Annotated in this window: 20 protein-coding genes; 11 read left to right on the top strand and 9 right to left on the bottom strand. The window is 69.5% G+C overall.

The features are described 5' to 3' along the window. Window positions 1-2: 2 nt before the first annotated feature. The gene (locus LXT21_RS31945; RefSeq protein ID WP_254042002.1) at window positions 3-761 is read right to left on the bottom strand and encodes a hypothetical protein; all 759 of its coding nucleotides are present in this window, start codon (window positions 759-761) and stop codon (window positions 3-5) included. Window positions 762-875: 114 nt separating this feature from the next. Beyond that, complete coding sequence (locus LXT21_RS31940) at window positions 876-1,373, bottom strand: YkgJ family cysteine cluster protein (RefSeq protein WP_254042001.1); 498 nt, start codon at window positions 1,371-1,373, stop codon at window positions 876-878. 595 nt (window positions 1,374-1,968) lie between these two features. Between LXT21_RS31940 and LXT21_RS31935 the strand changes: the two genes are divergently transcribed. After that, window positions 1,969-4,008 carry a PilZ domain-containing protein gene (locus LXT21_RS31935; RefSeq protein ID WP_254042000.1) on the top strand — a complete coding sequence of 680 codons (2,040 nt, stop codon included), beginning with the start codon at window positions 1,969-1,971 and terminating at the stop codon, window positions 4,006-4,008. Window positions 4,009-4,089: 81 nt separating this feature from the next. Here the strand turns inward: LXT21_RS31935 and LXT21_RS31930 are convergent, their stop codons facing one another. The 3 genes from LXT21_RS31930 to LXT21_RS31920 all read right to left on the bottom strand — a co-directional run bounded on the left by LXT21_RS31930 (window position 4,090) and on the right by LXT21_RS31920 (window position 8,013). Then, window positions 4,090-7,059, bottom strand: coding sequence for a M36 family metallopeptidase (locus LXT21_RS31930; protein ID WP_254041999.1), 2,970 nt, complete (start codon window positions 7,057-7,059; stop codon window positions 4,090-4,092). A gap of 153 nt (window positions 7,060-7,212) precedes the next feature. After that, entirely contained in the window at window positions 7,213-7,695 is a 483-nt protein-coding gene (locus LXT21_RS31925) for a hypothetical protein (RefSeq protein WP_254041998.1), read from the bottom strand. Between the two features lie 66 nt (window positions 7,696-7,761). Then, on the bottom strand, window positions 7,762-8,013 hold the full coding sequence (locus LXT21_RS31920) for a hypothetical protein (RefSeq protein WP_254041997.1): 252 nt from the start codon (window positions 8,011-8,013) through the stop codon (window positions 7,762-7,764). Window positions 8,014-8,054: 41 nt separating this feature from the next. Here LXT21_RS31920 and LXT21_RS31915 point away from each other — a divergent pair, with 41 nt between their 5' ends. Further along, on the top strand, window positions 8,055-8,414 hold the full coding sequence (locus LXT21_RS31915) for a hypothetical protein (RefSeq protein WP_254041996.1): 360 nt from the start codon (window positions 8,055-8,057) through the stop codon (window positions 8,412-8,414). A gap of 126 nt (window positions 8,415-8,540) precedes the next feature. Here LXT21_RS31915 and LXT21_RS31910 read toward each other — a convergent pair whose 3' ends face one another. Further along, window positions 8,541-9,533, bottom strand: coding sequence for an NYN domain-containing protein (locus LXT21_RS31910; protein ID WP_254041995.1), 993 nt, complete (start codon window positions 9,531-9,533; stop codon window positions 8,541-8,543). 245 nt (window positions 9,534-9,778) lie between these two features. On the opposite strand from LXT21_RS31910, the gene LXT21_RS31905 reads away from it, so the two are divergent. Then, window positions 9,779-10,261 (top strand): hypothetical protein, encoded by a 483-nt coding sequence (locus tag LXT21_RS31905; protein WP_254041994.1) that lies wholly within the window; start codon window positions 9,779-9,781, stop codon window positions 10,259-10,261. A 74-nt stretch (window positions 10,262-10,335) separates the two neighbouring features. Here LXT21_RS31905 and fba read toward each other — a convergent pair whose 3' ends face one another. Together fba and LXT21_RS31895 are read right to left on the bottom strand one after the other, a co-directional pair. Continuing rightward, window positions 10,336-11,430 (bottom strand): class II fructose-bisphosphate aldolase, encoded by a 1,095-nt coding sequence (fba, locus tag LXT21_RS31900; RefSeq protein ID WP_254041993.1) that lies wholly within the window; start codon window positions 11,428-11,430, stop codon window positions 10,336-10,338. Window positions 11,431-11,545: 115 nt separating this feature from the next. After that, window positions 11,546-12,322 carry an HAD family hydrolase gene (locus LXT21_RS31895; RefSeq protein ID WP_254041992.1) on the bottom strand — a complete coding sequence of 259 codons (777 nt, stop codon included), beginning with the start codon at window positions 12,320-12,322 and terminating at the stop codon, window positions 11,546-11,548. A 207-nt stretch (window positions 12,323-12,529) separates the two neighbouring features. Here LXT21_RS31895 and LXT21_RS31890 point away from each other — a divergent pair, with 207 nt between their 5' ends. The 6 genes from LXT21_RS31890 (at window position 12,530) to LXT21_RS31865 (ending at window position 18,494) form a co-directional block, all read left to right on the top strand. Beyond that, window positions 12,530-13,843, top strand: coding sequence for an aspartate aminotransferase family protein (locus LXT21_RS31890; RefSeq protein WP_254041991.1), 1,314 nt, complete (start codon window positions 12,530-12,532; stop codon window positions 13,841-13,843). A gap of 18 nt (window positions 13,844-13,861) precedes the next feature. Continuing rightward, window positions 13,862-14,899, top strand: coding sequence for a zinc-dependent alcohol dehydrogenase (locus LXT21_RS31885; protein WP_254041990.1), 1,038 nt, complete (start codon window positions 13,862-13,864; stop codon window positions 14,897-14,899). 20 nt (window positions 14,900-14,919) lie between these two features. Further along, the gene (locus tag LXT21_RS31880) at window positions 14,920-15,558 is read left to right on the top strand and encodes a hypothetical protein (protein ID WP_254041989.1); all 639 of its coding nucleotides are present in this window, start codon (window positions 14,920-14,922) and stop codon (window positions 15,556-15,558) included. Window positions 15,559-15,624: 66 nt separating this feature from the next. Continuing rightward, window positions 15,625-16,542, top strand: coding sequence for a carbohydrate kinase family protein (locus LXT21_RS31875; RefSeq protein ID WP_254041988.1), 918 nt, complete (start codon window positions 15,625-15,627; stop codon window positions 16,540-16,542). 27 nt (window positions 16,543-16,569) lie between these two features. Next, the gene (locus LXT21_RS31870) at window positions 16,570-17,445 is read left to right on the top strand and encodes an SDR family oxidoreductase (protein ID WP_254041987.1); all 876 of its coding nucleotides are present in this window, start codon (window positions 16,570-16,572) and stop codon (window positions 17,443-17,445) included. Further along, the gene (locus tag LXT21_RS31865) at window positions 17,442-18,494 is read left to right on the top strand and encodes a hypothetical protein (RefSeq protein WP_254041986.1); all 1,053 of its coding nucleotides are present in this window, start codon (window positions 17,442-17,444) and stop codon (window positions 18,492-18,494) included. The genes LXT21_RS31870 and LXT21_RS31865 overlap by 4 nt, the downstream gene beginning before the upstream one ends. Before the next feature lie 95 nt (window positions 18,495-18,589). Here LXT21_RS31865 and LXT21_RS31860 read toward each other — a convergent pair whose 3' ends face one another. Then, entirely contained in the window at window positions 18,590-19,342 is a 753-nt protein-coding gene (locus LXT21_RS31860) for a pyridoxine 5'-phosphate synthase (RefSeq protein ID WP_254041985.1), read from the bottom strand. A gap of 147 nt (window positions 19,343-19,489) precedes the next feature. Here LXT21_RS31860 and LXT21_RS31855 point away from each other — a divergent pair, with 147 nt between their 5' ends. Further along, the gene (locus LXT21_RS31855) at window positions 19,490-19,669 is read left to right on the top strand and encodes a hypothetical protein (protein WP_254041984.1); all 180 of its coding nucleotides are present in this window, start codon (window positions 19,490-19,492) and stop codon (window positions 19,667-19,669) included. Window positions 19,670-19,785: 116 nt separating this feature from the next. Next, the gene (locus tag LXT21_RS31850; protein ID WP_254041983.1) at window positions 19,786-20,607 is read left to right on the top strand and encodes a hypothetical protein; all 822 of its coding nucleotides are present in this window, start codon (window positions 19,786-19,788) and stop codon (window positions 20,605-20,607) included. Window positions 20,608-20,611: the final 4 nt, after the last annotated feature.

Raw genomic sequence — 20,611 nt, 5'->3', positions numbered from 1 at the left:
CCTCAGCCGGCGAACGGGAGCCCCTCCGTCTTGGACGAGAGGACGCTCTCGCTCACCCAGCCGACGAGGCCCGTGGAGGACTTCACCAGGAAGGCGTGGGCCTGGACCTTCAGGTGGCCCTTCACGCCGCTGGGGACGGTGACGGGCACGGCGAGCAGCACCTGGATGGTGGAGCCCGTGGCCAGCTGCGCGACGGGCTTCGAGGTGGTGCGCTGCTGGAAGATGGGGAAGGACTCGCGCACCTTGGCCTCCTGTCCCACGAAGTAGAACTCCTGGGGCACGTGGTCGAGCTTGCCGGCCTTCGCGTCGAGCACGTACTTGTCGACGCGCGTCCAGAACGACTGCCACGTGCTGGAGAGGATGATGTTGTTGCCCTTCGCCTCGATGGGCGAGCGCACCGAGCCCAGCGACTTGAGCGCCTTGCCATCGAACGCGTAGAGCGTGCTGGCGCTGTCGTGGTCCGTCATGCCGGTGTGCACGGCGACCTCCTTGCGCTTGTCGCCACTGTCGACGTCGACGATGACGAAGCCGTGCACCTCGGCGTCCGAGCGGACGTTGACGGTTGCGGCGCCGACCTTGAGCACGTAGCCGAACCCCTTCGCGTCCTCCTTCGTCTCCAGCGAGATGTCCTCCGGCTTCCCGTCGCCGTTCAGGTCGATGGAGGCGGCCTTCACCAGCGGGTCGTCACCCGCGAGCGCGAGCGGAGCATGCAGCAGCGCGAAGGACGACAGGGCGATGGCGGGGAGGAGCGACGTCTTCATGATGGCAGTGACCTCGTTGAGGACCTGGGCACCCGGTGAAGGGGCCGCGCGGCGCGCATCGTAGCTGAAGGGACTCCATGCGCCCGTGTCATGCCCACGTGCGCTGGAGCGGACTCACCCGCGTCGGCCGAAGCGCCCCCGGAAGTGCTTGTCGAGGAAGGCCTCCGTGCTCGCATACGCATCCTGCGCACGCTGGGACAGAGGCCGGGCCGGGTGGGCCTGGGCCGCGCGCCGCGCCCGCTGCATCACCGAGCGAGGTGCGTCCAGGGTCGAGTCGTCCGGCAGCTCGCGCTCCAAGGTCGCCCTCAGCGCATGGGCCTGGTCGACGATGCCGAGCGCCTCCTCCAGGGAGACCTCCTTCTCGGCGAGCGCGGCGAAGAGCTGGCAGTGGTACCGGCGGCAGCTCGCGGGCCGGTCCGAGTACACGGTGCAGGTCCGGCCCTCCAGGGCGCCGCAGTGTTGGGCGAGCGCCTGGGTGCCGTCCTCGCGGCGCGAGAGGGGGACACCGTGCCGCTCGAGCGCGGAGGCCTCGTCGGGCTGGAGCGAGACGTGGGTGAAGAGGCTCCCGTCACAGCACATGCCGCAACGAAGGCAGAGGGTGGACAGGGGCATCGTCTCCCCCTAACGCGTCTGGGCACGTCGTTCCATCTCGGCGAGGCGCGGCGGATGCCCCCGCCCGCCTGCCCGTGGGATGAGGTGCTACTGCGGAGGTCCCCAGGTGTGTCCCCCTCCTCCGAGGGAGCAGCGCGCGTCCTCGGCACGGACCCAGGCCCACACCGGACCGCGTCGAGCGCCCGTTCATGCGGGCAACGAAGCAGTGTCCATCGAGGCGGGGAAGCCCCCGATACCGCACGGTCCACCCTGGCCACTCGGGCGTCCGTGACCCCGGCGTCGATGTCGAGGAAGCGACGGGGAGCCTGCCCTCGTGGGCGGACAGGACTCGATTCGGGTGCCGGCGGGTGAAAGCAGACCCGACGCGAAAACGGAGGGGGTGTCTGGCTTCCGGGAGGTGACTTGTCCCTGAATCTCAGGGGGTTGGCGCGCCGGATGTGGTTCCGCCACGCCTGTACTGGCGAACAAGTTCCCCGTCCCGCGGGAGTGGTCAGGCTATATGAACCCCGGTTCACCCAGGTGGTATCCGTACCGGGGGACTGCTTCCTTTCGCGCGAAGTCGTACAATCGTCTCCCTTCTCACAACGGAGCTGGCATGCAGGCGGACACACGGGACGGGACGCGCGGCCGGGAGTCGGTGCTCGGCTACCGGGTGGGGACGGAGCTGACCGCGATCGCCTCGTTCGGCGACGGTGACGCGCCGGGCCGCCTGGTGCAGCTCTCGCTCGAGCACCTGACACTGCATCTGGACTCAAGGTCCTTGCCGAGCCCCGGACAGGCCGCGTCGGTGGTGCTGGGCCAGGGTGAGCGCTGGGCCACGTCGCTCGCGGCGGAGGTGACGGAGGTGCGCGGCGGCAAGCCGGAGGTGAGCCTGCGCTTCGTGTCGCCGCCGCTCGACGCGGGCCGGCGCATCGTCACGGTGCTGGAGGCGCTGCGCGACAACGGCCTGCTCTTGCCGCCCGAGACGCGGCCCGTGTGGAAGGAGCGCATCGACCGCCAGGAGCGCGTGCTGCGCATCTGCGAGGCGCTGGTGGGACGTCAGGCGCGCGGTGTCGCCCGCACGCCGCAGGGCCAGAAGGTCCCCGTCACCGCCGTCCACTTCGACGTGCACAACGGCCGCATGGGCTGGCGCTTCGAGGGGCCGCTGCCCCAGGGCCCGTTCGTGCTGGAGGCCTTCGGCTACAGCAGCGTGGTCCACCTGGAGATCCACGACGCGCGCGAGGAGGCCGGCTGGGTGATGATGTCCGTGCCCACGGAGGTGGTGCGCTACCGCCACCGCTGGCTGCGCCGCGCCCCGCCCAGCAGCCCGTGCACGTTGTCCTTCGACCACCCGCTGTGGCCCCAGGTGCACGTGCGCCGGCCGGTGCTCGACCTGTCCTACGAGGGCCTGGCCTTCATGACGGAGCCGGGCGAGGACCTGCTCTATCCCGGGCTGCGCCAGCCGGTGCTCGAAGTGGCCATGGAGGGCATGGCGCCGGTGCGGCTGCGCGCGGAGGTGCGCAACATCTCCGGCACCGCGGTGGGCCGCCGGTGTGGCATGTCCGTGCGCCCCCTGGACGCCGAGGGCGCCCGTGCGTGGCGCGCGCTGGTGGAGGCGCAGATGCACCCGTCCACCCGCGTGGAGGGCGACTGGGGCGACGCCACGTGGAAGCTCTTCCAGGGCTCGGGCTACTTCGGGCTGCCGGGCAAGTCGCCCGAGGACTTCACCGAGGAGCGCCCCTGGTTCGACGCCACGCAGGAGCGGCTCGAGGGGCGCACGCGGCTGGGCTACCGGGTGGTGCGTCCGGCGGGTGAGTCGCTGGAGGCCACGCTCTCCGTGGTGAAGCCGTACGAGGGCACGTGGATGGCGCACCAGCTGGCGCGTCAGGCGATTCCCGGCCAGCGCTCCTCGGCGCGCGAGGCGCTGCGCGACATCTACCTGCGCGGCTACGAGCCCACGCAGGTGGACCCGGACGTGAAGTGGTTCATCGCCTACTGCGAGGCGAACGTGCGCTGGGTGCGCTTCACCAAGTTCGACTTCGCCAGCTGGTACGAGCACACCGGGCAGGCCAGCCTCACGCCCTTCCGCCTGATGGAGGCGGAGGTGGAGCGCGACTGGGACCACCCCGAGGACGTGGACGTCGCCGTGCCCACCGAGGCTGAGCAGGCGAGGTTCTTCCAGGAGGTCGAGCGCACCCGCCCCGTGGCGTACCGCGAGGCGCTGGACCTGGTGCCCGAGCGATTCGAGCTGTCGCGCGCGCGCACCAAGTGGGGCGAGGCGGGCCTGGGCCGAGAGCGCGAGCTGCGCGTGGCCCGCGTGGACGGCAAGGCCGTGGCCTTCGCGGTGATGGAGTCCGCGCAGCCGGGCCTCAACCTCTTCAACGTGCTGGACGGCGTGCGGCTGGTGACGCTCACCGACGATGCGCTGCCGGAGACGCAGCGGGCCCTGCTCGCGCTGCTGGCGCACGCCGCGGAGTGGTACCGCCCGCGCGGCCGCCGCGTCTTCGTGCACTACGTGGAGTCGGCGTGCGTGGAGTACGTCGAGCGCGCCGCCCTGGCCGACCTGGGCGAGGGCAAGCTGTGGATCATCTCCTCCGCGCTGCTGCCCGAGTTCCTCGAGCACCTGTGCGAGGCGACCACGCCCCGCGTCGCCTGAGACGACGAAGGCCGGGTGGCCCTTGATGGCTCCACCCGGCCCCGTGTGCTTCACCCCGGCCTCACGTGAGGCCGACGCGGCTTACTGCGCGGACATGCGCACGTAGTAGGTCACGCCGCCGATGTCCCGCGTCTTGGCCTCCTCGTGCTTGGGGTCCTCGAGCACGGCCGCGAACTCGTACTGCACGAACTCGTCGGTCTGCTTGCCTTCCTTCCACTCGCGGTCCCGGAACTGGAGGCCCACGGGGAACTCCTGCTCGGGCTCCAGGTGGATGCCGATGCGGGCCTTGGTCGGGTCCACGACCTGGAAGCGCGTCTCGCCGACCTGCTCCAGGCCCTCCAGCTCGCCGCCGTGCTTCTTCCAGTGCTCCATCAGCTCGCGGCCCAGGTCCACCACGATTCCGCCGCGCTCGAGCAGCGGGCGCTTGGCCTCCACGGTGCGGTCCTGGAAGCGCAGGTTGAACAGGCGGCCTTCCGTCAGCGTGTTGCGCAGGATGAACGTGGCGTCGGAGAAGCCGAACGGGATGAGGTTCACCACGTTGGTGTTGCGCCAGATGATGTTGTTGTTCTGGCGGGTGTTGTAGTCGGGGTTGCCAATCTCCGCCGTCGTCATCGGGTCGGCCCGAGTCACCAGCCGCGCCAGCAGGCAGTAGTGGCCCGCGGCGGCCGGGTTCCACTGCACCACCACCTCGTCATCCGCGCCGGCCGGCAGGTACACCACCTTGGCCTCGCCCAGCTCCGTCCACAGGCTGGGCCACGAGGTGCTGGTGGCCGCGGCGGTGCCGTACACCTTCACCACCACGTTGTGCGCGTCCACCGCGCTGCGGTTGCGCACCTTCACGTGCACGAAGTTGGGCTGACCGGCCTCCGGGTTCTCGTGCGGACCGGGCGTCGCCGTCGTGCGCACCCAGATGTCCTCGCTCTCCCACATGCCGTTGGCCGCGGTGGCCGGGTCCGGCTCGGCGCCCGTGTCCCACGGCTTGTCCTTGCCCCACACGTCCGTCTTGCACGCGGCCGGCACGTTGAAGCCGTTGACGGGCGCGGTGCTGGCGGGGCCCACGGAGTTGGCGTCCACGCCCAGGCCGAAGTCGGCGAAGGCCGTCCACAGCCGGCACACGTCCTCGCCGTTGTTCAGCGCCGTCGCGGCCGTGATGATGCCGTCGCGCACCTGGGTGAAGGTGGGGCCGCAGGGCGTGTTCTTCAGGCCCTCGTTGAAGTACAGCATCATGCGCTGGTTACCGGCGCCGCCCGCCGCGTTGTACAGGTTGGTGCTGAAGCCCCAGCGGTCCACCAGCGACCAGTAGGCCTCCCACATCGCCTGCGCGAAGACGGAGCCCACGCCGTGCGGCACGGCCATGCCGTTGATGCTGGCGTAGGTCCAGTTGTTCACCGTCTGGTTGGTGCTGTAGCGCTTGGTGCGGATGCCCAGGCCCGTGGTGGGCTGGCCCATGGCGTAGGTGCCCATGCCGCGGCCCTGCGGCCCGGTGTCCGTGGGGCGCGCGGTGTACATCAGCGCCAGGAAGTCGCTGATGCCCTCGCCCGGCTGCTGGTTGTTCTGCAGGCAGTTGGCGTTGCTGGGACCACCCACCTGGCGGTTGGAGATGCCGTGCCCGTACTCGTGCACGATGATGCCGCTGTCCAAGTCACCGTCGCGGCGGGGGAAGGTCTGGTTCCAGACGAACATCTCCATGCGCGGGCGCTGCCCGTCCGGCGGAGACGTGAAGTAGGCGTTGTTGAGGCCGTAGCCGTCCTGCGCCTCGGCGCGCACGGAGTCGTTGCCCAGGCCCCCGTTGCCGTAGGTGTTGTGCTGGAAGTTGCCGGCCGCCTCGTCGAACCCGTACTGGTACTGGATGTCGTGGATGATGTTGTTCCAGTAGAACAGGTTGGTGATGGCCGCCGGCTTGTACGTGGACGGGTCCTGGGTCAGGTCCAGCAGGAAGCTGCAGGTGAGGCCGGTGCCGCAGTCGGGCTGCAGCAGGGGCGGCACGTCGGCGTTGGCCGAGTCGTCGTAGGCGTGGACGTTGTTGCCGCGGTGGATGGTGTACTCGGCCCCGGGGACGCCGTTGGTGTCGTGCCAGCCGTAGGGTGACGCGATGAGGTTGGCGGGGTTGAGCAGGCTCAGCCGGCCGTCCATCGGCGGCAGCGGCGTGTTGTGGATGGGGCTCTCCACCGGGCGCCGGTAGACGGAGTACGCGTCCGAGGCCGTCCAGTCGAAGCGCGTCCACACCTCGCCGGTGTTGGCGTCCACCGTCATGTCGTAGACGTGCTTGCTGTCGGGGGTGTGGACCTGGAAGTTCCACACCAGCCGGGCGTCACCGGGGCGCACGGGCAACAGCGCGAGCTGGGCGTCGATGGGCTCGGTGGACAGGCCGGACTGCTCCACGCGGGTGCGCTGACGGGGGCCGGCCTCCTTCTCCAGCGCGCGGGGCGCGGTGGCCATCTTCAGGCCGAGGTGACGCGCGGCGCCGGTGACGGCGGCGGCGGCGCCCAGGCGGGGCTGGATGCTGGCGATGCTCTGGGCCAGCGACGGCAGGAAGTCGCTGTGCACGCTGAGCACGCGGCCCTGGCTGTCGACGTTGATTTGGAGCTGGCCGTTGTAGAGGGGCAGGCCCTCGTGCGTCTGGCGCAGGTAGAGGTGGGTGATGCCCGTCTGACGCGAGTAGACGCGGTCGGTGACCTCCAGGCTGGCCAGGTCCTTGAGCTCCAGGCCGAGCAGCTCCCGCTGGTTCTGCACGAAGGTGAGGCCCACGGCGAGCGCGTCACCCTTGAGGGGGGAGGTCAGCGCGCCCACGGGGTTGACCAGCGAGCGGACGAGGCCCGTGGTGGCGTCGTGCTCCACGCGCAGCTCGGGCACGCTCTTGCGAAGCTGGGCCGCCTTGTCCTGCTGCTTCGCGCTGAGGCCCTGGCGCAGGCCCTGGTTGTGGGTGACGCGGGCGTCGTGGCTGCGCACGCCCTCCGAGCCTTGGACGACGGCGAACGCCGAGGGCGCGCTGCAGACGCCCATCAGCACCAACGCCTGGGTGAGGCGTCGGCGGAAATGACCCTGTGACATGTTGGATGCTCCGCGGTGAGGGCCGGTTGGGGGATTTGAAAACCCGGCGAGCCCGCACAGAGCAGTGGGCGTGCCAACGACGTCTTCCAGGCCAACACCGGAAGCGCTGTAGCGTGGGCCGTCACAAAAACGGCGGATTCGTAGCGGAAGACGTCACACGGGACGTCGGTGACGTCGCCGTAACTTCTGGAGATTCCTGAGGTCTTCCGAGACCACATCGCCGAAGGCGCTCATCTCCTCATCGGTGAGGAAGGGACAGGCCCACTGGTGGGACTGCATGTGTTGGAGGAATTCCTCGGGGAGTGCCACGCGGTGGATGGCCACGTAGTGGGCCAGGCTGTCCGGCCATATCCAGGAGCCATCGGTCCGGCTGATGCGCTCGGCGATGTGCTGGGTGCCGCGGAACCAGTCGTTCTCGAAGCCACTGGAGACGACGAACACCCGGCCGCCCCCCAGGTAGGGCGCGGCGCGGATGCGGTGCGCCTCTGACAGCTTCCCGCGCGCTTCCACGATGGAAGGCGTGTCCACCCGTGAGGGCTCTCCAGAATCATCGGAGGAGAGCTCCCGGAAATAGCCCGCGACGCGGAAGCGCAGCACGCGTCTGCGCGGGGTGGACGCAGGGTCGGGGTTCGTCATGCGTCGCCTGGACGCTTCGACTGATTGCTCGCTGACGTATGCGCGCGGCGCGAAGAGGGCATCGGGTCAATCCACCCCGTCGAAGCGCTCCAATGCGTGCGCGAAGACCGGGTACCGTCGCGCGAGGTCGACGAGCTGCTCGCGGAACACCCCGGTCCTATCCTCGGACTCGAGCATGAGCATCGGCAGGTACTCGGTGATATCGAGGATGATGGCGAGGTCGTGGCTCCTCCCCTCGTGCGCGAGGCTCCTCGACAGGACCAGGATGGAATTGAGCGCGAGCAGGGCGCCGCGTTGCTTCTCCTTCGTCACCATCATCGCCTCTTTCAGTCTCGACCTTGTCCTGGGGAACAGAGCGCGTGCTGAGACCCTGGTCCGCCACCCAGAGGTGGCTGGACTCGACGAGGAAGGAAGATGGCTCTGGCTCCCGTATCGGTACTTCGTTCGGCGAGGAAGAGGTCCAGTGTGTCCAGGAGATAGGCCGTATTCTCCTCGGACTTCTCATTGGGATCGAAGGAAGGCCTGCCCGCCTTGAGCGCGAGCTGGATGATGAACTCGGGCCATCCCGCGTTGAGCTCCTTGCCGAGCTTGACGATCAACCATTCACGAAAGCCGAAGAGGAGTCCTCCTCCCTGGGCGGAATTGAAACCCAGAAGAAAGGAAACACAGCGATTGAATGTCAGGGGAATGAAGAAAGTACTTGGAGCACGTCGGAGTGACTCCACCGCAGGGGGAAGGCGGCCCTACTTTCTAGAACCCAAAATAGAAATCCTGACCCTTCCAGCTGACTCGTTCCCCGTTGCTTGACCCGCGGGACGGTTCGCACCGCCCGCGGGTCATCGCTCCTACAGCCCGTCGTCCTCATCCGGGTCGGGGTAGGACTCCAGCTCCTCCTCGACCTCCTCGACGCGGCCCTTGCCGTGCTTCTTGCCCTTGGACTCCTTGGGCTCCTTGGTGTCGCCGCCGTGGCCCAGGTCCGCGTCGGCGCCCACCACGTACCACTGGCGGCCCTGCTGGATGCGGCGCAGCACGCCCTCCTGCTCCAGCGCGGCGAGCAGCTTGGCGAAGGTGGCGAAGCCGTACTCGCTCTCGTCGAAGTCGGGCTCCTTGCGGACGATGGTCTCCTTGATGAGCGAGGGGTTCACCGGGCCCGTCGCGCGAGCCAGCAGGTTCTGCACCACCTCGCGGGCAATCTGCGGCACGTCCGACTTGGCGTGGGCCTTGCCGCCCGACGACGCCTGCTTGTCGGCCTCCGCCTTGCCGCCCTTGCCTCCGGAGTCGCGCCCGTGCCGGCCGCGCTTGCCGTGCCCCGCCTCCTCGGCCGCTCCACCGTGACGACCCTTGTCGCCCTTGTCGTTCTTCTCCGAGCGCTGCCGCGTGCGCAGGTAGATGAACTCGTCGCACGCGTTGACGAACAGGGGGGAGGTGGACTCCTTCACCGCCAGCCCGATGACGGTGCGGCCGTTCTCGCGCAGCTTGTACGCCAGCGGGCAGAAATCACTGTCGCCGGAGGCGATGACGAACGTGTCGATGCTCTCGCGCGCGTAGCACAGCTCCAGCGCGTCGATGACCAGGCGCATGTCCGCGCCGTTCTTGCCCGCGCGCGTGGAGGGCGGCACGTCGATGAGCTCCACGCCGAACCGGTGCAGGCCAATCTTCGCGTCGCTGAAGCGCGACCAGTCACAGTAGGCGCGGCGGAAGACCACCTTGCCCTTCTCCAGCAGTCGGTCGAGCGAGGGCTGGAGGTCGAAGTTGGAGGCGCTGATGCCTGTGTTGGTGACGAGGTTCTCGAAGTCGAGAAAGAGGGCGATGCGGTGCTCGTTGGTCCGACCGTTCACGTGAGGCCTCTGCGGTAGGGCGCCCCGGCGCGTCTTCCGTCCGGAAGGGCGCCCGCCGGGCCTTGCGGGTGCACCCTAGCCTGTTCCCACGGGCCTGGGGCGCGGGTGTTCATCGGCTGAACACTCAGGCCACAGCGTCGGCCTGCTCCGCCGGGAGGTGGCCGGGGCACCCTCCAGGCGTGAGCGCCGGGGCGTGACCTAGCTTCGGCAAACGGGTCGAGGACCCCCGAGCCGGAGCACGCGTCATGACACGAACGAGGTGGAGTCGCTGGAAGAGTCTGGCCCTGGCGGTACCCGCCACGGGAGCGCTGCTGTTGCCCGCCGTCGGCGCCGCGGAGATACCCAACAACGACTCGCGTGAGTTCCAGCAGAGCCAGATTGGGACGGACAACACCACCACGCGGGCCTCCGTCCTGCCTCCGCTCAACCTGGGCGGCATGATTGGCACGGACGTCACCCCCACGCAGGGACAGGTCCCCATCGTGCAAGGTCCCAAGGTGGACACGATGCCGGACCCCAAACGCACGAAGCAGATTTCGGGCGAGGTGGTGCGACTGGGCAACGACGTCCTCTACATCCAGGAGGACCAGCAGGGCGCCGTCATTCCGCTGGACCTGCAGGCGCTGAGGCTGAAGCAGACTCCCCGGCAAGGCCAGAAGGTGGTGGCCGACTACCAGGTGGAGAACGAGACACGGAACCTGGCGACGTCGCTTCAGGGAGAGAAGTGAGCGCCGCCTGTCTTCAGGAACCCTCCTCCGGGGGAGCCGCCATCCAGCGCGTTCCTCCCCCGGAAGGGGCGTGACTACTTGGCCTTCTTGCCGACGATGGTGTCCGGGCGCGCGTTGTCGCCGAACTTGCCCGCCGTGTAGTCGCGCGCCATCTGCTCCAGCGTGACGTGCGGCACCTTCTTCGCGTGGCCCGCCTGACCGAACTGCTTCATGCGCTCCTCGCACACGGCCTGCATCGCCGCGCGCGCGGGCGTCAGGTAGTAGCGCGGGTCGAACTCCTCCGGCTTCGCCGTGAAGGCCTTCCGGATGGCGCCGGTGATGGCCAGGCGGTTGTCCGTGTCGACGTTGATTTTGCGCACGCCCGCGCGGATGCCGCGCTGAATCTCCTCCACCGGCACGCCGTAGGTCTCCTTGATGCGGCCCCCGTTGGCGTTGATGATGTCGCACAGCTCCTTGGGCACGGAGCTGGAGCCGTGCATCACCAGGTGGCAGTTGGGGATCTTCCTGTGGATCTCCTCGATGCGGCTCATCGCGAGCACATCACCGCTGGGCTTGCGCGAGAACTTGTAGGCGCCGTGGCTGGTGCCCATGGCGACCGCGAGCGCGTCGATGCCCGTGCGGTTGACGAAGTCCACCGCCTGGTCCGGGTCGGTGAGCAGCTGGTCCAGGGTCAGCTTGCCCTCGGCGCCGTGGCCGTCCTCCTTCTCGCCCATGCCGTGCTCCAGCGAGCCCAGCACGCCCAGCTCACCCTCCACGGACACGCCGAAGCGGTGCGCCACGTTCACCACTTCGCGCGTGACGGCCACGTTGTACTCGTAGCTGGACGGCGTCTTGCCGTCGTCCTCGAGCGAGCCGTCCATCATCACGCTGGTGAAGCCCATGCGGATGGCGCTGATACACGTCTCCGGCGAGTTGCCGTGGTCCTGGTGCATGACCACCGGAATCTCCGGATACAGCTCCACCGCGGCCTGCATCAGGTTGCGCAGGAACAAGTCGTTGGTGTACTTCCGCGCACCGCGCGACGCCTGGATGATGGCCGGGCTCTGGGTGGCGCGAGCGGCCTCCATGATGGCCTGGATCTGCTCCATGTTGTTGACGTTGAGCGCGGCGACCCCGAAGTTGTTGGCGGCGGCGTAGTCGAGCAGGGGACGCAGGGCGATGAGCGGCATGACTGTGTCTCTCCGTGGCGGATTGGAAGAAGTGAAGTGAGGGCGCCTGAGTTAGCACGGACGCGGCGGCGGACGCCCCCAAAAGCTCGCCGGACGCGTTCCCCAGCGGACGCTGTCAGCGACTGGCCACCGGGTGCAATTGGACCAGCAAGGGCAGGCTGTCCGCGCGCTCCATCAGCCGGGGCTTGGGACGCACCGCCACCGGCACCCGGGACGCACCGAGCAGCTCCAGGTCGAACACGTTGTCTCCGAAGGCCGCGTACAGGGGGCGCTGGGTGCGGGCCCTGAGGCACGTCACCTTCCCGGGGCCATAAGGGATGGGCGACACCACGTCCGTCCACACCACGCCATCGCGGGACTGGGGCGTGCTGGCCACCACCTGCTCCGGGGGGATGCCGACGATGCGCGCGGCGGCCTCCACGACGGCGAGTGGCGAGGCGCTCACCACGTAACACGGCACGTCGTGCGCTCGTGCCCACTCCAGGACACGCTGAACCTCGGGGTGGACGCGCTCGACCACGCCGTGTGACTCCACCACGCCGCGAGCGAAGGCGGACAGCTCCTCGAGCGTCCAGCCGGCGGCCACCCACGTGGCCATCTCGCAGATGTCCTTCTCGGGGATGCGGCCGGCCTGGAAGGCGGAGAACACACGGCGCGCCAGCGTGCTGGGGCTGCCCTCGGTCTCCAGGCCGTAGTGGGTGGCGATGGCGGTGAGGCGGGGACGCACGTCCTCGCGCACGGCGTCGTGCCCCGTCATGGTCATGAACAGGTCATCGCCGACGTCGCCGCTCCACAGCGTGCCGTCTCCGTCGAAGGCCAGCATGCCGCCCGGTGTGGACTCCACCTCGCGGGCGATGCGCTCCAGCGTCTCCTCCACGTGCTCCGTCTTCATGGCGGACATCCTGGCCGTCCATGCGGGCGCGGCCAACCCCTGTCTTTGTTTTCACGAGGGAGGTGACGCGGCAGGCGTGACGCCGCGCGAAAAGCGCCGGGGAAATGGTGACCCACCGACGGATTTTCAAGACCCCCGTTGAGACACCAGCAGCAGGGATTCGAAACGTCCAAGGGGGGACGTTTCATGCCGTTCGGGGGAACGCGCATGTCCAGTCTCAATCTGAAGGTCCTTCCTGGGGAAGGGCCGGATGTACGAGAGGGTGCGTCCGAAGTCACGACGGAGGGCGCCTCGAGGGCGGAGGGCTTCGTCCGGGGGCGTGGCATCCGGTTGGTGCGGGAGGACGGCACGGCGTTCCTCGACGCGGCGTCGGGCACGTTCAACGTGCCCCTGGGCTATGACCACCCGGAGGTGGTGGAGGCCGTCGTCGAGCAGCTGCGCCGCATGGCGCACGCCAGCTCCTCGTTGATGGCGGCGCAGGCGAAGCAGGTGCTCTCGGAGCTCCTCGCGCATGCCCCCAGTCACCTCACGGCCGGATGGATGCGGGACATCACCGGCTCCACCGCCAACGAGTGCGCGGTGCAGGTGGCGCAGAAGGCCACGGGAAAGACAGACGTGCTGAGTCTGTTCCTGTCCCATCATGGACAGACACAATTCACCACGGCGATTTCAGGCAATGCCTTCCGGCGCAAGGGCTTCCCGGAGGCGGTGTCACCGCACTCGGTGAAGGTGCCGGCGCCGTACTGTTATCGGTGTTTCTACAAGGCGAAGTACCCCGGCTGCGGCATGCTGTGCGTGGAGCGCATCAGCGACTTCGTCGAGTACGCGAGCAGCGGCTCGGTGGCGTGCATGCTGGTGGAGCCGGTGCTGGGCAACGGCGGCAACGTGGTGCCGCCGCCGGGCTACTTCCAGGCGCTCAACCAGCTGTGTGAGGAGAAGGGCATCCTCCTCATCGCGGACGAGGTGCAGACGGGCATGGGGCGCACCGGGCACCTGTTCGCCTCGGAGGCGCTGGGCTTCAAGCCGAACATCGTCACGCTGGCCAAGGGGTTGGGAGGCATCGGCGTGCCGGTGGCGGCGGTGCTCTTCGAGGGCAAGCTGGACGTGCTGGAGAGCCACGAGCACTCCTTCACCTCGGGGTGCAATCCGGTGGCGCTCACCGCGGCGTCCGCGACGCTGAAGGCGATGACGTCCGGCCACCTGCTGGCGAACGTGCGTCGCAACGGCATCGTGCTGGGCGAGCTGTTGCGCACCCTGGCCACGCGTCACCCGTGCGTCGGGGACGTGCGGGGGCTCGGGTACATGTGGGGGCTGGAAATCGTCCGCGAGGATGGCTCGCCGGACGTGGAGAAGACGCTGGCGCTCATTCGCGTGGCGCAGGAGCGGCACCAGCTGGTGCTGCGTGGCTCGCGTTACAGCTTCGGCAACGTGGTGAAGGTGCGCCCGCCGCTCATCGCGACGCAGGACGACCTGGAAGAAATCGTCGCGCGGTTGGGTCGCGCGCTCGCGGACGTGGGCTGACTCGAGGGGGCGTGTCACATGCGGGCATTGGTGTATTCAGCGGCCTGGGAGCTGTCGCTCCAGGAGCGCGCGGAGCCGGCGGCGCCGGCGCGGGACGAGGTGCTGGTGCGCGTGCGCGCCACCGGCCTCTGCGGCACGGACCTGGGCATCATCGGCGGCGAGTACGCGGCGAAGCCCGGCGTGGTGCTGGGCCACGAGTCCTCGGGTGAAGTCGTGGCCGTGGGCCCCGCCGTGCGCGACGTGCAGGTGGGGGACCGCGTCGTCATCGACCCGACCTTCTTCTGTGGCCAGTGCCGGCTGTGCCGCTCGGGTCGGCAGAACCACTGTGAGCGCAAGGGCGAGACGGAGACGGGCGTCAGCGCGGACGGGACGATGGCGCCCCTGCACAAGACGACGGAGCGCTTCCTCTACACGCTGCCCGCGCACGTGGGCTTCGAGGAGGCGAGCCTCACCGAGCCGTTGAGCTGCGCCGTCACGGGCGCGAACCAGCTGCGCCTGCGGCCGTCGCTGCGCACGGTGGTGCTGGGGGGCGGACCCATGGGCGTGCTGTACGCGTGGGTGCTGTCGAGCCTGGGACTGACAGGCACGCTGGTGGAGCGCGCACCGGGGCGGCGGGAGCTGTGCCGCGAGGTGGTGGACCGACGCTGGACTGTGGCCGAGTCACTGGACGAGGTGTGCGCGCGGTACGCGAGGGACGCGGCGCCGCTCGACGTGGTGGTGGACACCACCGGCCGCATGGCGGGGGACGTGCTGTCCAGGCTCTCGCGCGGTGGACAGCTGTTGCTGGTGGGGCTCAAGCGTCACGAGGTGCCGCTGGACGTGGGCGCCATCGCGGACCGGAGCCTGTCCGTGCAGGGCTCCATCGATTCGTTGGACGGCAGCTTCGCCACCGCGCTGCACCTCATCGCCTCGGGTGTCATCCCCGCGCGACGGTTGGTGTCGCACCAGCTGCCGCTGACGCGCTTCCGAGAGGGATTGGCGCTGGTGGGCTGCGACGTGGACGCGCGGCGCCAGGGCGCTCCCGCGGGCGCGCTGAAGGTCGTCCTCCAACCCTGATGCGAGCGAGGCCCACGCACATGATTCACGGACTGCTGATTGAAGGCACGGACTACGCGGGCAAGACGACGGTGTGCAAGCTGTTGGGCGCGAGCCTGTCGGCGGCGGGGCTGCCCGCGCGGTTGGGGCACTGCTACGTGCATGATTTGCCCATCCTCGACCACTTCCTGGCCGAGGCGAAGCTCACGCCGGACCTGCTCCAGATTGATTGGTTCTACTCGGCGAACATCCTGCTGGATCTGGCGCGGTGTCATCGCGGGCTGCCGTCGGGGTTCCTGGTGCAGGACCGGCACTGGCTCAGCCAGGTGGGGCGCAACCGCTTCTTCCATCCGGACGCGGCGGGGCTGCCCAGTCAGCTCATCTGGGATGAGCACCTCCCGTTCGCGTTCAACTACTACCTGACGTCCACGCCGAAGGCGAAGCGGGAGCGCTCGCTGCTGCGTCCCTCGAAGTCGGTGCGGGACACGTACCTGCGCGACAACCCCGAGCGTCACCAGGCCTACGACGAGTTCCTCGTGTCGCTGCTGCCGCCCGAGGAGCGCTGGGTGGTGGTGGACACGAGCGAGCTGCGGCCAGAGCAGGTGGCCGAGCGCATCGCGACGGACGTGCTGCGTCGGCTGCATGCGGAGGCACCGGTTCGTCCGGTGGTGGCGCGCTAGGTGGCGACGGCGGGGGAGCGACGAGGCCCGAGGGGTGGGCAGGCAATGCAGACACGGGGTGGTGCGATGGAAGTGCTCGTCATCGGCAACAACACGGTGGACATCGTCTTCTCCACGCGCGAGGCGCTGGTGACGGACGGGAAGGTGCAGGCGGACGGCCTGCGCTTCTTCGGCGGCGGGCAGGGCGCCAACGTGGCGGCGATGCTGGGCGCGCTGGGGGTCACCACGCGCTACTTCGGTGTCTTCGGGGGAGGGGACTTCGGGCGGCTCGCGCGCGGCTCGCTGGTGGAGGCGGGCGTGCGGGTGGATGGAAGTCTCACGGTGGCGGACTGTGCGCAGCACACGGCGGCCATCGTGGTGGACACGACGCATGGCACGCGCTCGCTGGTGATGCACAAGGATGCGCGGCTGCGGATGGATGGCGTCCCCGTGGAGGCCGCGCCGCTGGACGCGTGTGGCCTGGTTTATCTGGATGGGCACGAGCCTGCCTTCTCGTTGGCGCTGGCGAAGCACGCGAGAGCGCGGGGGCTGCCGGTGTTGGCGGACGCGGAGGTGGCCGACGAGGCGCGGCCGCTGTTGCCGCACCTCACGAGCCTGGTGGCGCCGGGCAAGGTGCTGCGCGAGCTGACGGGGGAGCGGGAGCTGGCCTCGGCCGCGCGGGTGCTGCTCGGCGGAGGGCTGCGCGTGGTGGTGGGCACGCTGGGCGCGGAGGGCTGCGAGGGGTGGACGTCGGGTGGAGAGCACCACCGCGTGTCGGCGGAGTCCTGCGAAGTGGTGGACACCACGGGCGCGGGGGATGCGTTCCACGCGGGCTACATCGCGGCGGTGTTGGCGGGACAGGGCTTCGGTGAGGCGCTGCGCTTCGCGACGAAGGTGGCGGCGGTGAAGTGCGGCGTACCGGGGCCCCGAGCGGGAGCGGACCGGTTGGCACTGTTGGGCACGGGACTGGGCGCGAGCGGGGGCGCGTCCTCTTCGCTGCTGTAGCGGCGAGGCGGACACGGGGGCCGGGTCATGAAGGTCATTGTCACGGGGGCGAGTGGGTTCCTGGGTCGTCGACTGATGCGCGCCCTCCGCATGGACGGAGCCCAGGCCGTGGGGACCTGGAGCACGACACCACGCGAGGGCCTGGAGCGCCTGGACATCACCGACGCGCGCGCCGTGGACGAAGCCTTCGTGACGGGGCGCTTCGACGTGTGCATCCACGCGGCGGCGCGATGCAACCTGGATGACTGCGAGCGGCACCGGACGCTCGCGTCGACCACCAACGTGGGCGGTACGGGTCACGTGGTGGAGGCGTGCCGACGCTCGCGCACCCGTCTGCTCTACGTATCCACGGACCATGTCTTCGACGGCGCACCCTCGAAGGCGTACGTGGAGACGGATGCACCCCGGCCGTTGCAGCACTACGGCGTCACCAAGCGGGAAGGGGAGCTGCTGGCGCTGACACTCGAGGACGCGCTGGTGCTGCGCGTGCCACTGCTCTACGGCCTCTCGGGTCCGGACGAGAAGTCGACGTTCGTCGCGTCCACGCTGGAGCGACTCGCCGCGGGACAGTCCGTGTACGCGGATAGCGAGCAGGTCCGCTACCCGGTGTTGGTGGACGAAGTGGCGGCGGTGCTCGCGCGCCTCGCGGGTGGAGGCGTGCGCGGGGTGCTGCACTTCAGCGGCGCCGAGGCCACCACGAAGTACTCCTGGGCGCGGCGACTGGCGCATGCCTTCGACCTGGACGTGTCCCTGGTACGCGCGCGCAAGGAGTCGTCGCTCGCGGCGCGTCCTCGCGACAACCGACTGGGCTCCACGCGGCTGTCCGCGCTCGGGTTCGAGCCGCCGCTCACGCTCACGGAGGGACTGGATGTCCTCCGTCATCAGCGGGAGGCGACGCGATGAGGGGGCCCGTCTCGGAGGGGGACTGGCGCGGCGTCGTGCGCGACGTGCGCGTGACGGGCCATCGCGTCACCAAGCGGGCCACACATGGCCGCGACAAGCTCCTGCGCGAGGTGGCGTGGCTGAAGGCGCTGCCGCCCAGGGCGGTGGGGTACTTCCCGCGAGTGCTGGAGGTGCGTACGGGGGAGGGCTGGGCCGAGTACGACATGGACTTCTGCCCGTGGCCGGACATGTCGCGCGTGCTGGTGGACGGCACGCTGACGGTCGACGAGGCCATCTCCGGGACGCGGAGCCTCCTCGGCTTCGCCTTCGACGTGCTCTACGCGGACCATCACCGGCCCGCACCGGAGGACTTCTTCCACGTCAGCTACGTGGACAAGTTCTGGCGCAGGGCGAGCGCGGGGCGAGGGATGTCCGAGCGCTTCGACCGCCTGTGCTCAGCGGAGCAACTGGACATCCACGGCCGGGTGTACCCGAGCGCGGCGTCCCTGATGCGCGAGCTGCAACGCGACACCGTGTTGCTCTCGCGCCTGCGTCCACCGTGCCTGGGTCGATTCCACGGGGACTTCAAGTACGACAACGTGCTGTTCGAGCCAGCCACGGGTCGCTTCCTGTTGCTGGACCCGCGCGGCTCGACTGTCACCGGGGACTCCGACAGCGACTACATGGAGGACCTGGCCAAGCTGCGCACGTGCACGCGCGGGCTCTATGACCTGGTGCGCGCGGGCGCGGCGCGGGTGAGTGAGGGCGAGGGACGCATCTCCTGGGAGTGGGCCGCGTGGGCCGGGCCGGCGTTGCAGCGCTTCGCCGCGCTGGATTCATGGCTGGTCGACGAGCTGTCCGTGAAGGCCCGCGCGCGGAGGGACGCGGACTGGCGCGTGAGGCTGGACGTGCTCGCACCGCTGCTGCTCCTGGCGAACGCGCCGTTCCAGCTGGCGCCCGTGAACCCACGGACCGAGGACATCGCGCTCGTCCTGCACGCGACGGGCGTGCGGTTGCTCGCGGAAGCGCTGGAGCTGCACGGCACCCGAGACATCGGGGTGTCGCCATGACGCGGATGCACCCGTCCATCGCGCCAAGCCGCGAGGTCCTCAAGGTCGCGCGCGGGCGGGTGGTGCCGCCTGGGGGCGCGAAGTCACGACCCCTCTCACTCCTCCGAGGCCGCCTGGAGGAAGCCAGGCAGCACTTCACGCAGCCCCGCGATGACCGCCGCTGCGACGAAGGCATGCCCCACGGACACGAGCGTGGGGTGTACCGCGCGGATGAGCGGCGGCAGGTGTCGCCGGTCCAGGTCATGCGCGGCGTTGACCTCGAGCCCGAGCTGACACGCCCGGTCTGCCGCGAGCACCAGTGCCTCCAGCGCTCGCTCCCGCGCGGGAGTCGCGAAGCCTTCGACATACGCACGGCAGTTGAGCTCGACCGCCGCGGCGCCCGCCCTCGCGACGAGGTCCACGGCCGCTGGCTCCGGGTCCACGAAGACAGAGACGCGCGTGCGTCCCTGGAGCGAGCGCACCCAGTGGGCCAGCCGTGCCTGGTCATCCTCCGCGCGCCAGCCGCGCTGCGTGGTGAGGTGCTGGGCCTCGAAGGGTGTCACCACCCAGCAGCCGACACCGGGCGTCCGCTCGAGCAGTGCGCCCAGGTCCTCGCGCAGGTCTCCGCCCACGTGCAGCGTCGCGCGCTCGTCGCGGATGACATCCAGCCGCGCGAGCGCGGAGACGTCCTCGGGCTTCACGTGTCGATGGTCCGGCCACTGGTGCACGAGCAGCGCGCGGCACCCACCGTCGACGAGCACCCGCGCGGCCTCACCGAGGTCGGGGACGGCGCTCCCACGCGACGAGCGCAGCAGCGCGACCTTGTTGAGTCCCACGCGAAGCACGGGTGTCGAGGCAGCGGCACGCATCCACGGTCCTCCGGATTCCAGGGGACCCATCCTCGCACGGCCCCCGCATGGGGACTCGCTCGATTCAGGCGGTGGGGTGTGGCCGCCACAGGTGCAGCACGCAGCACGTAGCACGCAGTCACAACCGACACATCAAGGAGCATCACCATGAACAAGCCCCGCAGCGTTGCCATCAAACTGTCCGCCGACACCATGAAGTGCGTCGTCGGTGGCTCCATCCCCGTCTCCAACATCCCCGTCGTCACCCTGCCGGGCCCCGTCATCACGGGTCCCGTGGTGACGGGCCCCATCATCACGGGTCCGGGCCGCGTCTTCCCGGTGCTGTGATTTCGCCGGTGAAGGCTGACCGCGTGGGCCGTTGAGGCTCATGCAGGGGGGGCGCGGGCCGCCTGAAACGGGCCCGCGCCGTCCTTCCTCTTCTTTTTTCCGGTGTGGCGGCCCTCATGACGCAGCTTTCGCGTGACGACCTGGTGGACCTCCTGGGTGTGGACCTGGGCCAGCTGTTGGCGCTCGAGTCCCTGACACCCGCGCTGGAGGCCGCGGTGTTCCTGTCCGGCTCCCTGGTGGAGGGCATGGGCAACGCCTTCTCCGACATCGACGTGTTCATCGTCGGTGGGGGTGAGCCGAAGGGCACCAGCCTGCACAAGGCGGGGGAGGCGCTCTTCTCCGTGCACATGCTCGGCAAGCGGCGCGTGGACTTCGAGTACTGGAGTGACGCGGCCGTGGAGCGGCTCGCCGCGAAGCTGGGCTCGCTCGACCTGAAGGAGGGTGGGCCGGACAACGTGATGATGGAGCGGCGGATGACGGAGGACGAAATCGTCTTCCTCCACCGCGTGCGCACCGGCGTCGCGCTGATGCACGACAGCCGCCTGGAGCGGCTCCGCGCCCGCTTCGACTTCCACCGGCTGTCGCGGTGGTTGCGGGAGGTGAAGATTCGCGAGGTCGACGACGCGCTCGAGGACCTCTACGGGATGATGGAGCAGCCGGACGTGGCGCTGATGCGCGCGCGGGAGTTGCTCAACTCCACCTGCGACGCCTTCTGCCACGCGCGAGGCAGCACGAACATCCGCCGCAAGTGGCGCACGAGAATCCTGGGGCAGCTCGCCGCCAGCGGTGACGCGGAGGCGCGCGCGTTCGAGCAGCGCTTCTGGGAGCTCCAGTTCCCCGACGGCGCGCGGCTGAGGACGCAACCGGAGGCGCTGAAGGCCTACCTGGAGACGTGCATCCGGCTGTGTAACCATCTCACGGATGTCATCGAGGGATGAGCGC

It is taken from the genome of Myxococcus guangdongensis, from assembly GCF_024198255.1.
In the GTDB taxonomy this organism is placed as follows: Bacteria; Myxococcota; Myxococcia; order Myxococcales; family Myxococcaceae; genus Myxococcus; species Myxococcus guangdongensis.
This window is presented reverse-complemented; position numbering and strand designations above follow the sequence as displayed.